We start from the raw sequence: 16,428 nt of genomic DNA, 5'->3' as shown, positions 1-16,428 counted from the left end.
AGTTATGGCAAAAAAACAATTTGTTGTAATAGGACTTGGAAGATTTGGATCTTCCGTAGCAGAAACTTTATTTAATGTTGGACATGAAGTAATGGTAATAGATAAAGATGAAGATTTAATTCAAGATATATCAGATAAAGTTACACATGCAGTACAATTAGATGCAACTGATGAAAATGCATTAAGAAGTCTTGGTCTTGGGAATTTTGATGTTGCAGTAGTTACAATTGGTTCTAATATACAAGCAAGTGTAATGGCAACATTACTTGTAAAAGAATTAGGAGTTAAGTATATAATAGCAAAAGGAAATAGTGATTTACATGCAAAGGTTCTTTATAAAATTGGAGCTGATAAGGTTATATTACCTGAAAAAGATATGGGAGTTAGAGTAGCCCATAATCTTGTTTCAGAAAGTATATTGGATTTTATAGAATTATCACCTGATTATAGTATAATGGAAATTCAAGCTTTAAAAGAATGGAGTAATAAAACTGTAAGAGAACTTAAATTAAGAAGTAGATATGGCATAAATGTAATGGCTATAAAAAATGATAATGATATAAATTTATCTCCTTCTCCAGATGATGTTATACATGAAAAAGATATATTAGTTGCTATAGGATCAGCAGATGACTTAAATAAGTTAGAAGGCATGATAATCAAGTTAAATTAATAGAGGTGGGACTTTGGTTTATATAGAAAGTAAAGATAATAGCTTTTATAAAGAAACAAAAAAGCTTAAGGAGAGAAAATACAGAAATAAACTTAAAAAATATTTTATAGAAGGGTTTAGATTAGTAGAAGAAGCCTTAAAAGCAAATGTTGAATTAGAAGCTATAGTATTTGTTAAAGAAGTTGAAGAAAAAGTCCTAGAAATTTTAGAAAAATATAATTATAAAGGTAGGGTTTTTGGTATTTCAAAAACCCTATTTCTAGATATATGTGATACAGAAAATCCACAGGGGATTGGAAGTATAGTTAAACTAAAAAATGAATCTAAAAAACTAGAAGGAAGTTTCTATCTTCTATGTGACAAAGTTCAAGATCCAGGTAATCTAGGAACTATAATAAGAACAGCTCATGCAGCAGGAGTTGAAGGAATTATATTGACTAAGGGAACAGTTGATATATATAATGAAAAAGTTATTAGATCTACAATGGGATCAATATTCTATGTAAATATATATTTAGATGATGAAAATTTTTCTATAATTAAGGATTTAAAGAATAGAGATTATAAAATTATAGCTACTTCACTTAAAGAAAGTAATAATTTCTTTGAAGAAGATTTAAGTGGAAATATTGTTTTAACTGTAGGAAATGAAGGAAATGGTGTTTCAGATGAAATATTTAATCTTTCAACAGTAAAAGTAAAAATACCAATGCCAGGTAAAGCAGAATCATTGAATGTCGGAGTAGCAACTTCTATAATTCTTTATGAAAAAGTAAGACAAAATATGTCTAAATAAAACATTTCCTTGAAATTATAATAAAAGGAATGTATAATTTATGTAGTAAATTTAATAAAAAAAAGTAATGATAGAGAGAGTAGGTATATACTAACTTTTAGGGAGAAAAAATCATAGACTGGAAGTTTTTTTAAGATTAGATATATTGAAGTTCACTCAGGAGCTCTAGCTGTGAAATTTTTAGTAGTAGCTAGCGGGAAACCGTTAAATTATACGAGTTGGGTTTATTTAATTTAAATAGATAAGCCAATTAGGGTGGTAACGCGGATTTTTCCGTCCCTTGTTATAAGGGGCGGTTTTTTTATGTAGAAAAATATATGTTAGAAAGAGAAAGGAGATTTAAAATGCAAGAAAAACTTAAAGAAATTCAAGCTTTAGCATTATCAGAAATCGAAAAAGCTACATCTTCAGCAGAAGTTGAAGAAATAAGAGTAAAATATCTTGGAAAAAAAGGTGAGCTTACAACTATACTTAGAGGTATGAAAGATGTTTCACCAGAAGAAAGACCATTAGTAGGTAAAATGGTAAATGAGGTAAAAGCAGTTTTAGAAGAAAAGTTAGAAGCTGTGGCTAAAGAAATAAAAGGAAAAGAAAAAAATGAAAAATTAGCAAATGAAGTTATAGATATATCACTTCCAGGAAAAAAAGCTAGATTAGGAAAAAGACATCCTTTAGATCTAACACTTGAAAATATGAAAAATATATTTGTTTCTATGGGATTCACTATTGAAGAAGGACCAGAAATAGAACTTGATAGATATAATTTTGAAGCATTAAATATACCAAAAAATCATCCAGCAAGAAGTGAACAAGATACATTTTATATAAATGATAATTTTGTATTAAGAACTCAAACTTCACCAGTTCAAGTAAGAACAATGGAAAAACAAAGTCTTCCTATAAAAATGATATCTCCAGGAAAAGTTTATAGATCAGATGATGTAGATGCTACACATTCACCTATTTTTTATCAAATGGAAGGGCTAGTAATTGATAAAGGTGTTACTTTTGCAGATTTAAAAGGAACTCTTGAATTATTTGCTAAAAAAATGTTTGGAGAAAAAGTTAAAACTAAGTTTAGACCACATCATTTCCCATTTACAGAACCATCAGCAGAAATGGATGCAACTTGTTTTGTTTGTAATGGAGAAGGATGTAAAGTTTGTAAAGGCAGTGGTTGGATTGAAATCTTAGGATGTGGAATGGTTCATCCTGAAGTTTTAAGAAACTGTGGAATAGATCCAGAAGTATATTCAGGTTTTGCTTTTGGATTTGGAGTAGATAGAATGGTTATGCTTAAATATGGAATAGATGATATAAGACTATTATATGAAAGTGATATGAGATTCTTAGATCAATTCTAATAGTTATAATAGGAGGGAAAGAAATGAAAGTACCATATAGTTGGTTAAAAGATTATGCAGATATAAATGTAGATGCTAAAGAACTTGGTGATTTATTAACATTATCAGGATCAGCACTAGAAGGAATAATAGTTCAAGGTGATAAAATAAATAGAGTTGTAGTTTGTCAATTTAAAGAAATTGAAAAACACCCAGAAGCTGAAAGATTAAGTATATGTCAAGTTGATATAGGAGAAGAAGAACTTTTACAAATTGTTACAGCAGCAACAAATATGAAAGTTGGAGATAAAGTTCCTGTAGCACTTCATAAATCAACTCTTGCTGATGGAACAGAAATAAAAAAAGGAAAGCTTAGAGGAGTAGTTTCAAATGGAATGTTCTGCTCAGAAGCTGAACTTGGATTAAAGGGAGAAGATGAAGTAGATGGACTTATGATTCTTCCAGAAGATGCTCCAATAGGAAAAGAAATAAAAGAATATTTAGGACTTAAAAAAGAAACTTTAGATTTTGATATAACTTCAAATAGACCAGATTGTTTAAGTATGATAGGGATGGCTAGAGAAACAGCAGCTACTCTTAGAACTAGTTATAAAATGCCTAATCTTGAATATAAAGTTACAGGAGCAGAAAATATAAATGATTTCTTAAAAGTGTCAGTTAAAGATTCTCTTTGTAGAAGATATATGGCTAGAATGGTTAAAAATATAAAAATAGAACAATCTCCTAAATGGATTCAAGATAGATTATTAGAAGCAGGTGTAAGACCTATAAATAATATTGTTGATATAACAAACTTTGTTATGCTTGAAACTGGTGAACCTATGCATGCTTTTGATAGAAGATGGATAAAATCAGGAGAAATAGTTGTAGAGAAAGCTAATAATGGAGATAAATTTACAACTTTAGACGAAGTAGAAAGAGAATTAGATGATACTACATTATGTATAAAAGATGGAGAAGAAATAATTGCTCTTGCTGGTATTATGGGTGGATTAAATTCAGAAGTAAAATCTGATACTACTGAAATAATATTTGAATGTGCTAACTTTGATGGAACTAATATAAGAGTTAATTCAAAAAAATTAGGAATAAGAACAGAAAGTTCTACAAGATTTGAAAAAGATATAGATCCAAATTTAGCGAAGTTAGCTTTAGATAGAGCTTGTGCATTAATTTGTGAATTAGGTGCAGGTGAAATAGTCCAAGGAACTATTGATATATATAATGAAGTTAAAGAAGAAAAAACTATAACAGTTGATTATAAATGGATAAATAAATTCTTAGGAACAGATATATCAAAAGAAGAAATGAAAGAATGTTTAGATCTTTTAGATGAAAAAACAGTTATAGATGGAGATAACTTAGTTATAACTATTCCAACATTTAGAATAGATTTAAATATAAAAGAAGATATAGCAGAAGAAGTTGCTAGAATTTATGGATATAATAATGTAAAAGGAACTATATTTAAAGTTCAAACTGAAAGAGAACCTAAATATAGAAATGAGTTATTAAATGAAAAAACTATTCAAATAATGACAAGTAGTGGATTAAATCAAAGTATAAGTTACTCGTTTATATCACCAAAAGCTTTTGATAAAATTTGCCTTGCTGAAGATGATGTAAAAAGAAAAGTAGTTAAAATCAAAAATCCATTAGGAGAAGATTATAGTGTAATGAGAACTACAACTATAGCTTCAATTGTTGAATCTTTAGCTAGAAATTATACTAGAAATAATAGTGAAGCATTCCTTTTCGAAATAGGAAAAGTTTATATTCCAACAGAAGATCCAGAAGAATTACCTGTTGAGAAAAATATCTTAACAATAGGTATGTACGGAGATATAGACTACTTAAATATAAAAGGAGTAGTTGAAAATCTTATTGATGGACTTGGAGTAAAAGGAGTTAAATTCTTAAGAGAAAGTGAAAATAATAGTTTCCATCCTGGAAAAACTGCTAAATTAATAGTTGGAAGAAAAATAGAAGCAGGGGTATTTGGAGAAATACATCCAGATGTAAATGAAAACTTTGGAATTGATACACCTTGTTATGTAGCTGAATTAGATTTAGATGCAATATATGATAACTCAGTTTTAGATAAAAAATATTCTCCACTTCCAAAATTCCCAGCTGTAACAAGAGATATAGCTCTTTTAGTAGAAGATGATATTTTAGTTCAAGATATTGAAGATACAATAAGAAAAGCTGGTGGAAACATAGTTGAGAAAGTAGAGTTATTTGATATTTATAAAGGAGAACAAATTCCAGAAGGTAAAAAGAGTATTGCTTATGCAATAGCATATAGAGATCCACAAAAAACATTAAAAGATAAAGATGTAAATAAAGTTCATGATAAAATATTAAGAGCTCTTGAGCATAAATTAGGAGCAGTTTTAAGATAAAAATATATTTTTAGCCAATCTTCTTTAGAAGATTGGCTTTTTTACTTATTTTTTAGATTAAAATTTACTTAACATAATTGTTAAAAGGTCAAATATACAATATAATTAAAGAGAATAAATTAATTTTGAGGTGTATCAGGTATGAAAAAGATAACTGTTAATATAAATGGTGTAGATTATAATTTAAAAGGTAAAGAGAATGAAGAATATTTAAGAGATATAGCAGCTTATGTTGATGAAAAAATAAAAGAAATTTTAGCTAAGAATCCAGTTCTTAGTACTTCACAAGCATCAGTTTTAGCTTGTGTAAATATGGCAGATGAATTAAATAAATTAGATTATAAAATAGAAGAATTCACAAAAGAAAATAAAGGATTAACAAGTGAGAAAACTACTCTTTTTAAATCAATAGAAGAGTTAAAAGAGAATATAGATAGATTAAAAGAAGAAAATGAAAAATTAAATGAGACAAAAGATAATCAATTATTAGGATTAAAAAAGGATAGAGAAGAGCTTTTAAATAAAAATAATAGCATTCAAAATAAATTAAATAATATTTTAAATGAAAAAAATACATTAGAAAATACATTAAAACTTAAAGGAAAAGAAATAGAAGATTTAAAAGCAAATAAAAAGGCTTTAGAAGAAGATAAGAGAAACTTAAGTAATAATTTAAATAAGTTAAAAGAAAATGAAAATAAACTTATAAAAGAAAGAGATGAAAAGAATTTAAGAATATCTAATTTAAACTCCTCTTTAAATAAAAAAGATGAGGATTTAAGAAATAAAGAAAAATTAATAAATCTTAAAGACAAAGAAATAAATGAATCTAAAATAAGAGAAGAACGTTTAAAAAAGGAAAGTTTAGAATTTAAAAAATTAAAAGAAGATGAAATATTAAAATTAAAAGAAGCAAAAGAAACTGAATTAAGAAATCTTAAAGCTATAAAGGATAATGAAATTAAAACTGTTAAAATTTCAAAAGAAAATGAGATTAAAAATATAAAAGAAGAAAATAATAAAACTATTCAAAATATCAAAAATGAAAATAGCAAAAATTTAGAGAATTTAGCAAGAGAATATAATGAAAAATTAAATAATAAGAATACAGATTTATCTAAAAAAGAAAAAGAGTTAAAAGATCTTCTAAATAAGTTTAATTCTATGGAAAAGATGTACAAAAATGAAATATTAGAATTAAATAATAAAAATAAAAACTTAAAAGATACATTAGATCAAAAAGATTATAAGATAAATGTGTTAGATAAACAATTATTAGAAAGTAGAAAAGAAATACAAAATCTAGAAAATGAAATAGAGGTTTTAAATAATTCTAAGGCATCTCTTAAAGATGAAATGGACATGCTTAAAGAAAACAGAGATGAATTAAAAGAAGAAATAAAAATTTCTAATGGCTATATAAAAGAGTGTGAAGAAAATATAGAGAAACTTAAAGTTCAGGTAAAAGCTTTAAATTATGAAATTGATGAAACAAATAAAAAATATGAAAAAACGATAAATAAATTAAATGAAGAAAAGAAATTAAATTTAAATCTTAGTGATAAAATAAATTCTTTAGAAGTAGAATTAGAGAGAGAATTAAATGATAAAAATGAAAAAATAAAAAGTATAGAAGCGGAAATAGAAAAGAAAAATTCAGAAATTGAAATAAATATAAAAGAAATAGAAGAGCTTAAGAAAGAAACAGAAAAATTAAAGAAAGATAGAAATAATATATTTGAAGCTGGAAAAGCAACTAGACTTAAACTTCAAAGCTATAAATATAAAACTATAGATTTAGAAAATAAATTAGAAGAAAAAAATATAGAACTTGCAGTTGAAAAAAGTAAAAATCAACCTGTTTTATTAAAGAAAAAATAAAATTGCTGGGTTTTAGCCCAGTATTTTATTTTGCTTTTAATTATGATAAAATTAAAAGAATTAAGGATGAATGTAGATATAAACTAGGAGAGATAAAGAAATATGAAAAAGGTAGAAATTTTAGCGCCAGCAGGAAGTATGGAAAGTTTGTATGCTGCAATAAATAATGGAGCAGATGCTATATATTTAGGAGGAGATAAGTTTTCAGCAAGAGCTTATGCCTCAAACTTTGATAATGAAAAAATGAAATTAGCAGTAGATTATGCTCATAGTTATGGCGTTTTTGTATATGTAACAATGAATACACTTTTAAAAGAAGAAGAATTAAAAAAAGCAATAAAGTATGTAGGATATCTTTATGAAATAGGAGTAGATGCTTTAATTATTCAAGATTTAGGGCTTTATGAGCTTATACGTGAAAGATATAAAGATTTTGAAATACATGCATCAACTCAAATGAGTATTCATAATGGAGAAGGAGCTATTTATTTTAAAGATAAAGGATTTCATAGAATAGTTTTATCAAGAGAGCTTTCTATGGATGAAATAAAGCATATTTCAACAGATTTAAAAATAGAAACTGAAATGTTTGTTCATGGTGCTTTATGTGTATCTTATTCAGGACAATGTCTTATGAGTTCTATGATTGGTGGAAGAAGTGGGAACAGAGGAAGATGTGCACAACCTTGTAGAATGGAATATGTTTTAAAAGGTGATAAAAGTCCAGAAGAGAAAAGTGGATATCTTTTATCTCCAAAGGATATATGCACTTTAGAAGATGTTAAAGGGATAATAAATAGTGGTACATATTCATTAAAAATAGAAGGAAGAATGAAAAGACCAGAATATGTAGCTGGTGTTGTAAGAAATTATAGAAAAGCAGTTGATAAAGAACTTAAAAAAGTAGAATATGACCTTCAAAAAGGAAAGAGTGAGTTATTACAACTATTTAATAGAGGTGGTTTTTCAAAAGCTTATTTAAATAAAAATGTTGGAAGAGATATGATGAGTTTTTCTTTCCCTAGAAACACAGGAATATTTATAGGAAAGATAGATAAAAATGGTGAAATAATTCTAGAAGAGGATATTCAACTTGGAGATGGAATGAGAGTTTCAGATGGTGGATTCTCATTAAGTAAAATACTTCTTAATAATGAAGAGGTTAAAGAAGCTAAAAAAGGAGATAAGGTTAAACTTTTCCCAACACAATATAAAAAAGGTGATCAAATCTATAGAATGTCTAATAAGACACTAACAGATGATTTAAGCCAAACTGTGAAACCTTATTATAAAAAATTACCTTTAGAAGTTGAAGTTTATTTTAAAGCTTTAGATAATATTAAATTAAAAACTATTTTTAATGGAACTGAATATGAAGTTTCAGGAGAAGAGGTACAAATTCCTTCAAAAAGTCCATTAGATATGGAAAGAATAGAAAAAGCATTATGTAAATCAGGTGAATATCCTTATAAAATTGAAAAAGTTATATTTAAAGAATTTAATGATGGATTTATGAGAATTGGAGAATTAAATGAATTAAGAAGAGAGTTATTACAAAAGATAGTAAAAAGTGAATGTTCAAAATATAGAAGAAGAAGATATAATATAGAAGAAGTTAGAAATGTAATACCTAAAGATATAGATATCAAAACTTTAGTTAGAGTAGCTAAGATAGATCAATTAGAAGCAGTTAAAGATAGAGTGGAAAACATAGCTGTTGATGTATTTAATAGAAATAGAGATAGCTTAAGATTAGAAAATATAAAAGAATTAAGCAAAGAAAAAAATGTTTACTTAGCTTTACCAAGTATAGTTAAAAGTGAATTTGATCTTGTAGTAAAAAAAATAGAGGAATATAAACCTTATATAAAAGGTATTTTAACTGCTAACTTAGGAATTATAAATCTTTATAAAGATCAACTAGAAATTATAGGAGATTATAAGATGAATATCTTTAACTCAAAATCACTTAAATTTTATTCAGAAGATATAAATCTTATAACTATAAGTGAAGAGTTAAATAGAAAAGAAATTAAAGAAGTCTTAAAAGGAAAGAAAGCTAAGACTGCATATATGATTTATGGTAAAAGTGAGCTTATGATAAGTGAATATTGCCCTATTGGAAGTACATTTGGTGGTAAAAGTTCAAAATGTGAATGTTCAAGACCATGTGAAAAAGAAAATTATAGATTAATAGACAGAATGAATGAGTCCTTTAATGTAAAAACTGATATATTCTGTAGAAGTCATATATTAAATAATCTTCCATTAAATTTAATAGCTGAAAAAGAAGATATTAAATCTCTTGGAATTGACTGTTTAAGATTAGATTTTACAGATGAAAGCTTTGAAGAAGTAAATTGTATTTTAGATCAATTAGAAGGAAAAAGAGAAGTTATTTCAGAAAACTACACTAAAGGGCATTATAGAAGAGGTGTAGAATAATAAATGAATAGCAAAGCTAGTAGAGTTTTAGAATTTAATAAAGTTTTAGAAGAGTTAAAAAAATATTCTAAAACAGTTGGTGGTAGAAGACTTATAGAAAATTTGAAACCATATAAGACTGAATATGAAGCTTTAAGTGTTTTAAATGAAACAAAAGAAGCTTTAGAAATTATAACTTCAAAAGGAGCACCTCCTTTTGAAGGATTACATGATGTGCGTGAGAGCATTTTAAGAGCAAGTAAAGGTGGAGTATTAACTCCAGGTGAGCTTATGCATATTGGTGGAATGCTTAGATGTGCTAGAAATTTTAAAGATTATGTTTATAGAAAAGAAGAAGAAAAAGCTTATGAAAAAATAGAGGATTTAGTTTCTATTTTAAAGCCTATTCCAAATTTAGAAAAAGGAATAGAAAATGCTATTATAGGTGAAGATGAGATAAGTGATAAAGCATCAACAACACTTTATAAAATAAGAAGAGAATTAAAAGAAAGAAATTATTCAGTTAGAGATAAAATAAATTATTTTGTAAAGAAAACATCTGAATATCTTCAAGATAGCCTTTATACTATGAGAGGTGACAGATATGTTCTTCCTGTAAGAGCAGAGTTTAAAAGCAAAGTTCCTGGTATAGTTCATGATCAAAGTTCAACAGGAGCAACTGTTTTTATTGAGCCTATGGAAATTGTTAATTTAAATAATGAAATTAAAGAATTAACATTAAAAGAAAAAGCTGAAATAAATAAAATACTAACTAATCTTTCTAATGAAGTAGGTTTAAATAAAGGAATTTGTAATACAAACAATAAAATTTTAGGAATTTTAGATTTTATTTTTGCAAGAGGTGCTTATGCTTCTGATATAGATGGAACTATGCCTAAAATAAATAAAGATAGAAGTTTTAATCTTATTTCTGCAAGACATCCACTTATAGATAAAAAAGAAGTTGTAGCTTCTGATATTTATCTTCAAAAAGGAATAAATGCATTAATGATAACTGGTCCAAATACTGGGGGAAAAACAGTTACTCTTAAGACTATAGGATTACTTCATATAATGGCATTAAGTGGATTATTAATTCCTGTAATGGAAGGATCATCAATAGGAATGTTTGATGAAATATTTGCTGATATAGGAGATGAGCAAAGTATTGAGCAATCTTTATCTACCTTCTCATCACATATGACTAATATAGTAAAAATATTAGAAGAAGCAAGTGAAGGTGCATTAGTTCTTTTTGATGAATTAGGAGCAGGAACAGACCCAGTAGAAGGGGCAGCATTAGCTGTTGGAATTGTAGAAGAATTAAAAGCTAGAAGAGTTAAGATAGCTCTTACAACACATTATAGTGAATTAAAAGGATATGCATTAGAAACAGAAGATGTTCAAAATGCTTCAGTAGAGTTTGATGTTAAAACATTAAAACCTACATATAGACTTATTATAGGAATTCCAGGTAAATCAAATGCATTTGAAATATCTAGAAGATTAGGATTAGAAGAAAGAATAATAGATAAAGCAAAACAATTTGTATCAGAAGATAATATGAAATTTGAAGAACTTATAAGTGAACTTCAAGAAAAAAGTATAAAAGCTCAAAAAGATGCAAGAGATGCTGAATATATGAGAAATGAAGCTGCTTTATTAAAGAAAAAATATGAAGAAAAGTTAAAGAGAGTAGAAGTTGTAAGAGATAAAACTTATGATGAAGCTAGAGTTAAAGCAAAAGAAATAATAAGAGAAGCAAAAGAAGAAGCAGATGAAATTCTTAAAGCTATGCGTGAATTAGAGAAGATGGGAATTTCAGGTGGTGGTCGTAATAGACTAGAAGAAGAAAGAAAGAAATTAAAAGATAGCTTAGAAAAGAAAGAAAAAGGTATAAATAAGAAGGAAGAAGAAAAAGGGGAAAAAGTAAAAGACTTCAAATTAGGAATGGAAGTATATCTTCCATCATTAAATCAAAATGTTATTCTTTTATCACAGCCTGATAGTAAAGGGGAAGTTCAAGTTGAAGCAGGTATAATGAAAATATCTGTTAAAGCAAAAGACTTAAGAATGATTGAAGGTAAAAAAGCGAAAAAAGAAAAGAAAAAGAGAGAATTAAAATTAAACATTGCTTCTGTAGAAACTAGTGTTGATTTAAGAGGATTAGATTCAGAAGAAGCTTGTTATAAAGCTGATAAGTATTTAGATGATGCATATAGAGGAAATTTAGGTGAAGTAACAATAGTTCATGGTAAAGGAACTGGAGTATTAAGAAAAGCTATAAATGACATGCTAAAAAGACATCCTCATGTTAAAGAATACAGATTAGGAGTTTATGGAGAAGGTGGAGATGGAGTTACTGTTGTAACTTTAAAATAACTAAATATTAATTGAATAGAATAAGTAGATATTTTAAAAAGAGACTACTTATTTTTAAGCCGTATTCCTTTGTTTTAAGAGGAGTACGGTTTTTTATTGATTAATCATTTTATTAAAACAAAATGATGGAACGTATCAAGTTTTTTTATTTATGAGGGATATTTACACAAAAATATAAAAGATTTAAAAGAAGTATATAAAAATGTTTTAAATTATAATGAATTAATAGGAACTAATGGTTATAAATTTAAATGGAAATTCGTATTTTTTTAATTGTGTGTTTAATTAGATTTATTTTAATATATATAGATATTGTTATTTTACAAATACAAATGTAAAAAAAAATAAAAAAATGAAAAAAAACTTTATTTTTTGTAACACCTAAACTATAATATTAATGTCTTTTAAAATTTGGGAAATGAAAGTGAGCGATATACAAAATGACGAATAATGATTCATACATACTAGTAATGGGAGCTTCAATAGTTGATATTTTAGGATTTTGTAGAAATAAATACACAGAAAAAGATTCTATCCCAGGAAATATAAAAATTTCTTTAGGTGGTGTATGCAGAAATATAGCAGAAAATCTTGCAAGAGTTGGAGTTAATACAAAGTTTATTTCCATTATTGGAGATGATGAAAATGGAAGAAGTATTTTAGAAAATTCTAAATTAATAGGCTATGATATGAAAGATTCACTTCTTTTAGATAATGGATGTACACCTACATATATGGCTATATTAGATGAAACTGGAGAAATGATTTCAGCAATAGTTGATATGGAAAGTTTAGGAGCTATGGATAGAGATTTTATAGATTCTAAAGGTGAAAAAATAAAAAATGCAGAATATACAATTTTAGATGCTGATGATGCGGAATTATTAGAATATATTTTAACTACATATAAAGGAAAAACTAAATTTGTATTAGACCCTGTTTCAGCAGTTAAAGCAGAGAAATTACCACATTTAGTTAAGTATTTTCATACAATAAAGCCTAATAGATATGAGGCAGAAATTCTTTGTGGATTTAAGATTAAAAATGATGAAGACTTAAAAAAAGCAGGAAGATATTTTTTAGATCAAGGAGTAACTAATGTTTTTATAAGTCTTGATGCAGATGGAATTTATTATCTTAATGCTAAAGAAGAAGGAAAGATAAAAGCTATAGATGTTCAAGTAAAGAATACTACAGGGGCTGGAGATTCTTTTGTAGCTGGTCTTGGATATGGTTATATGAAAGGATTATCTATAAAAGAAACAGTAAAATATGCAATAGCAATGTCAATCGTTACTATCTCTCATGAGGATACAATTAATCCAAAGATGTGTGAAGATTATGTAGATTATTATTTAGACAAAATAGTTTGGGAAGAAACAGAACTATAAAAGAGGGCCACAAATTTAAGTGGCTCTCTTTTTATGTTAAAATATATATTATTAAAAATTTTATATAATGAGGAGAAAAGTTTATGATTTTAATAAGTGCTTGTTTATGTGGAGTAAATTGCAAATATAATGGAGCTAATAATTATAATGAAAAAATAAAAGAAATATTAGAAAAACATGATTATATGCTTGTGTGTCCTGAGCAATTGGGGGGATTAACAACTCCTAGAAATCCAGCTGAAATAATAAAAGATAAAGTTATTGATAATTCAGGAAAAGATGTAACAATTCATTTTGAAAAAGGAGCATTAGAAACTCTAAAAATAGCACAATTAACAAAAGCAAAATATGCCTTACTAAAAGAAGGAAGTCCATCTTGTGGAAGTAATTTTATATATGATGGAAACTTTAATGGAACAAAAATATTAGGAGAAGGATTAACAGCAAAACTTCTTAAGGAAAATGGAATTAAAATTTTTTCAGAAAATGAAATTGAAGATTTAAAAGATAAAATTAAATAATATAAATTAACTTTTTAAATTTTATTGAATAAAAAATTCTAGTTAGAGGAATAATTAAAAAGAGTTTTTAAAAGATAAAATTTAAGGAGGCTTTTAATAGTGAGCGGATTAAATATTGAGAAAAGAGATAACAGTATAATAAATAGTGGGAAAAAATGTAGACATAAAGGTAAAGTTCCAGGAGTATTTTATGGAAAAGAAATTGGAAATTTTATGTTTGAAGTTTCAGAATTAGAATTAAATAGAGAAGTTTCAAATATAGGAGAGCATGGAGTTTTAAATTTTAGTTTAGATAATGAAGAAAAGAAAGCACTTATAAAGGAAGTACAAAGAGATCCAGTAACTCATAAAATAATTCATATTGACCTTGGAGAAATTAAAAACCAAGGCGAAATAGAAACTGAAGTACCAATACAGTATATTGGAGAAAAAAGACTTATTAGTAAAGGTGTAGTTCTTCAAAAAGAAAAAGATTCAGTAAAAATATCATGTAAAGTTGATAATGTACCAAAGAATATTAAAATAGATATTTCTAAAGGAATATCTGGTTCTGTATATAGATATTCAGATTTAGAAGTAGGAAATGAAATTTCAATTATTGAAAATATAGATTCTGTAATTGCTTCAATAAGCAACGAAAAGAAAACAGTATCTCAAATTAATGAACTTGATGTAGTTAACTATTCAGATAAATAGAAAAGATATAAATTTAGGAGACTCAAATTATATGAGTCTCCTAAATTTATTGCAAAAAAATAACAATTAATAAAATGATTGTATTAATTTATATATATAGTATAATGAAAAATGTAAGAATTGTAGGAGGTCTAAAAATGGATTATAGAGAAAAATATAATGAGTGGTTAAATTCAAATATAATTTCTGAAGAAATAAAATTAGAATTAAGAAAAATTACAGATGAAAAAGAAATAGAAGATAGATTTTATAAAGCTTTAGAATTTGGAACAGGTGGACTAAGAGGTGTTATTGGTGCAGGAACTAATAGAATGAATATTTATACTGTATCACAAGCAACACAAGGTTTTGCAGATTATTTAAATAAAAATTTTGAAAATCCTTCAGTTTCAATAGCATATGATTCAAGAAACATGTCAAAAGAATTTGCAAAAGCTACAGCGCTAACACTTGCAGGAAATAATGTAAAGGTATATTTATATGAAACTTTACAGCCAACTCCTATTTTATCATATACAGTTAGACATTTAGATTGTAAAGGTGGAGTTGTTATAACAGCATCTCATAATCCGAAAGAATATAATGGTTATAAAGTTTATGATGAATTTGGTGGTCAAGTAACTGATAAAAAAGCAAATAAAATAATAGACTGTGTAAATAATGTAAAAGACTTTAGTAATATAAAAAATATGGATGAGAAAGAAGCTATAGAAAAAGGTTTACTAGTTTATATAGGAGAAGATGTTTTAAAAACATATATAGATAAGGTAAAAGCTTTAACAATAAGAAATCAGTTGGTAGAATCAAAGGCAAAAGACTTAAAAATAATATATACTCCTATACATGGTAGTGGAAATATTCCTGTAAGAAGAGTATTATCAGAGTTAGGATATGAAAATCTTATTGTAGTTAAAGAACAGGAAAAACCAAATGGAAACTTCCCAACAGCACCATATCCAAATCCGGAGGATCCAAAAGTATTTGAAATTGCTTTAAATATGGCTAAAGAAGAAAACCCAGATATAATATTTGGAACTGATCCAGATTGTGACAGAATAGGTGTAGTTGTAAAAGAAGCTTCAGGAGATTATAAAGTTTTAACTGGAAATCAAACAGGCCTTTTATTAACTGATTATGTTTTAAGTAGTTTAAAAGAAACTGGAAAACTTCCTTTAAATGGTCTTGTTATAAAAACAATTGTTACTACAGAAGGAGCTAGAGAAATAGCAAACCATTATGGAGTAGAAATAATGGATGTTTTAACAGGATTCAAATATATAGGTGAAAAAATAAGAGAATATAATGAAACTGGGGAAAAGAAATATTTATTTGGCTTTGAAGAAAGTTATGGATACTTAGCAGGGGACTTCGTTCGTGATAAAGATGCTGTAATTGCTAGTATGTTAATAGCAGAAATGACCCTTTATTATAAAGAAAAAGGATTAAGTCTTGCAGAAGCTTTAAATAATCTTTATAATAAATTTGGATTCTTTAAAGAAGAGCTAGTATCAATAGAATTAAAAGGAAAAGAAGGTCAAGAACAAATAGCTTCATGTATAGATAATTTAAGAGTTAAAGATATAAAGAATATATCTGAAAATAAAATAGATCTTAAATTAGATTATAAGTTAAGCAAAGAAGAAAATTTCAAATTAGGTGAAGAGAAAGTAATAGATTTACCTAAATCAAATGTTCTTAAATTTATACTTGAAGATGGTTCATCATTTGTTGTAAGACCTTCAGGTACAGAGCCAAAAATGAAAGTATATCTTGCTGTTAAAGGTACAGATAACGAAAATGCAGAAATGAAAATGAAATCTTTTAAAGAAAATGTAATGGCTCTAATAAATGAAAACTTAAAATAATTTAATATATTGCTGCTATCTTTTAGAGAT

The 16,428-nt window shown here is 26.5% G+C and carries 11 protein-coding genes and 1 other annotated feature; all 11 genes read left to right on the top strand.

The annotated features are described in order from the left end of the window. Positions 1-4 precede the first annotated feature (4 nt). Positions 5-673, top strand: a complete 669-nt coding sequence (locus CLTHE_RS07725) for a potassium channel family protein (protein WP_080022736.1) — start codon at positions 5-7, stop codon at positions 671-673. Between the two features lie 13 nt (positions 674-686). Then, positions 687-1,469: a TrmH family RNA methyltransferase gene (locus CLTHE_RS07720; protein WP_080022735.1), complete on the top strand. Its 783-nt coding sequence runs from the start codon at positions 687-689 to the stop codon at positions 1,467-1,469. A gap of 58 nt (positions 1,470-1,527) precedes the next feature. Beyond that, positions 1,528-1,753, top strand: a binding site (T-box leader). Between the two features lie 60 nt (positions 1,754-1,813). Beyond that, on the top strand, positions 1,814-2,833 hold the full coding sequence (gene pheS / locus CLTHE_RS07715; RefSeq protein WP_080022734.1) for a phenylalanine--tRNA ligase subunit alpha: 1,020 nt from the start codon (positions 1,814-1,816) through the stop codon (positions 2,831-2,833). Positions 2,834-2,856: 23 nt separating this feature from the next. Beyond that, positions 2,857-5,238 carry a phenylalanine--tRNA ligase subunit beta gene (pheT, locus tag CLTHE_RS07710; RefSeq protein ID WP_080022733.1) on the top strand — a complete coding sequence of 794 codons (2,382 nt, stop codon included), beginning with the start codon at positions 2,857-2,859 and terminating at the stop codon, positions 5,236-5,238. Positions 5,239-5,379: 141 nt separating this feature from the next. Further along, the gene (gene zapA, locus CLTHE_RS07705) at positions 5,380-7,119 is read left to right on the top strand and encodes a cell division protein ZapA (RefSeq protein ID WP_080022732.1); all 1,740 of its coding nucleotides are present in this window, start codon (positions 5,380-5,382) and stop codon (positions 7,117-7,119) included. A 102-nt stretch (positions 7,120-7,221) separates the two neighbouring features. Next, positions 7,222-9,564 (top strand): U32 family peptidase, encoded by a 2,343-nt coding sequence (locus CLTHE_RS07700; protein WP_080022731.1) that lies wholly within the window; start codon positions 7,222-7,224, stop codon positions 9,562-9,564. A 3-nt stretch (positions 9,565-9,567) separates the two neighbouring features. Continuing rightward, positions 9,568-11,925 (top strand): endonuclease MutS2, encoded by a 2,358-nt coding sequence (locus tag CLTHE_RS07695; protein WP_080022730.1) that lies wholly within the window; start codon positions 9,568-9,570, stop codon positions 11,923-11,925. Positions 11,926-12,365: 440 nt separating this feature from the next. Then, positions 12,366-13,316 (top strand): carbohydrate kinase family protein, encoded by a 951-nt coding sequence (locus tag CLTHE_RS07690; protein ID WP_080022729.1) that lies wholly within the window; start codon positions 12,366-12,368, stop codon positions 13,314-13,316. An 83-nt stretch (positions 13,317-13,399) separates the two neighbouring features. Next, positions 13,400-13,837: a 2-thiouracil desulfurase family protein gene (locus CLTHE_RS07685; protein WP_080022728.1), complete on the top strand. Its 438-nt coding sequence runs from the start codon at positions 13,400-13,402 to the stop codon at positions 13,835-13,837. Positions 13,838-13,936: 99 nt separating this feature from the next. Continuing rightward, on the top strand, positions 13,937-14,533 hold the full coding sequence (locus CLTHE_RS07680; protein WP_080022727.1) for a 50S ribosomal protein L25: 597 nt from the start codon (positions 13,937-13,939) through the stop codon (positions 14,531-14,533). 137 nt (positions 14,534-14,670) lie between these two features. Beyond that, positions 14,671-16,398 carry a phospho-sugar mutase gene (locus tag CLTHE_RS07675; RefSeq protein WP_080022726.1) on the top strand — a complete coding sequence of 576 codons (1,728 nt, stop codon included), beginning with the start codon at positions 14,671-14,673 and terminating at the stop codon, positions 16,396-16,398. Positions 16,399-16,428: the final 30 nt, after the last annotated feature.

This window comes from Clostridium thermobutyricum DSM 4928, assembly GCF_002050515.1.
Lineage (GTDB): Bacteria > Bacillota > Clostridia > Clostridiales > Clostridiaceae > Clostridium > Clostridium thermobutyricum.
Note: the sequence above shows the minus strand (reverse complement) of the source record. Positions and strands in the feature narration are given on the sequence as shown.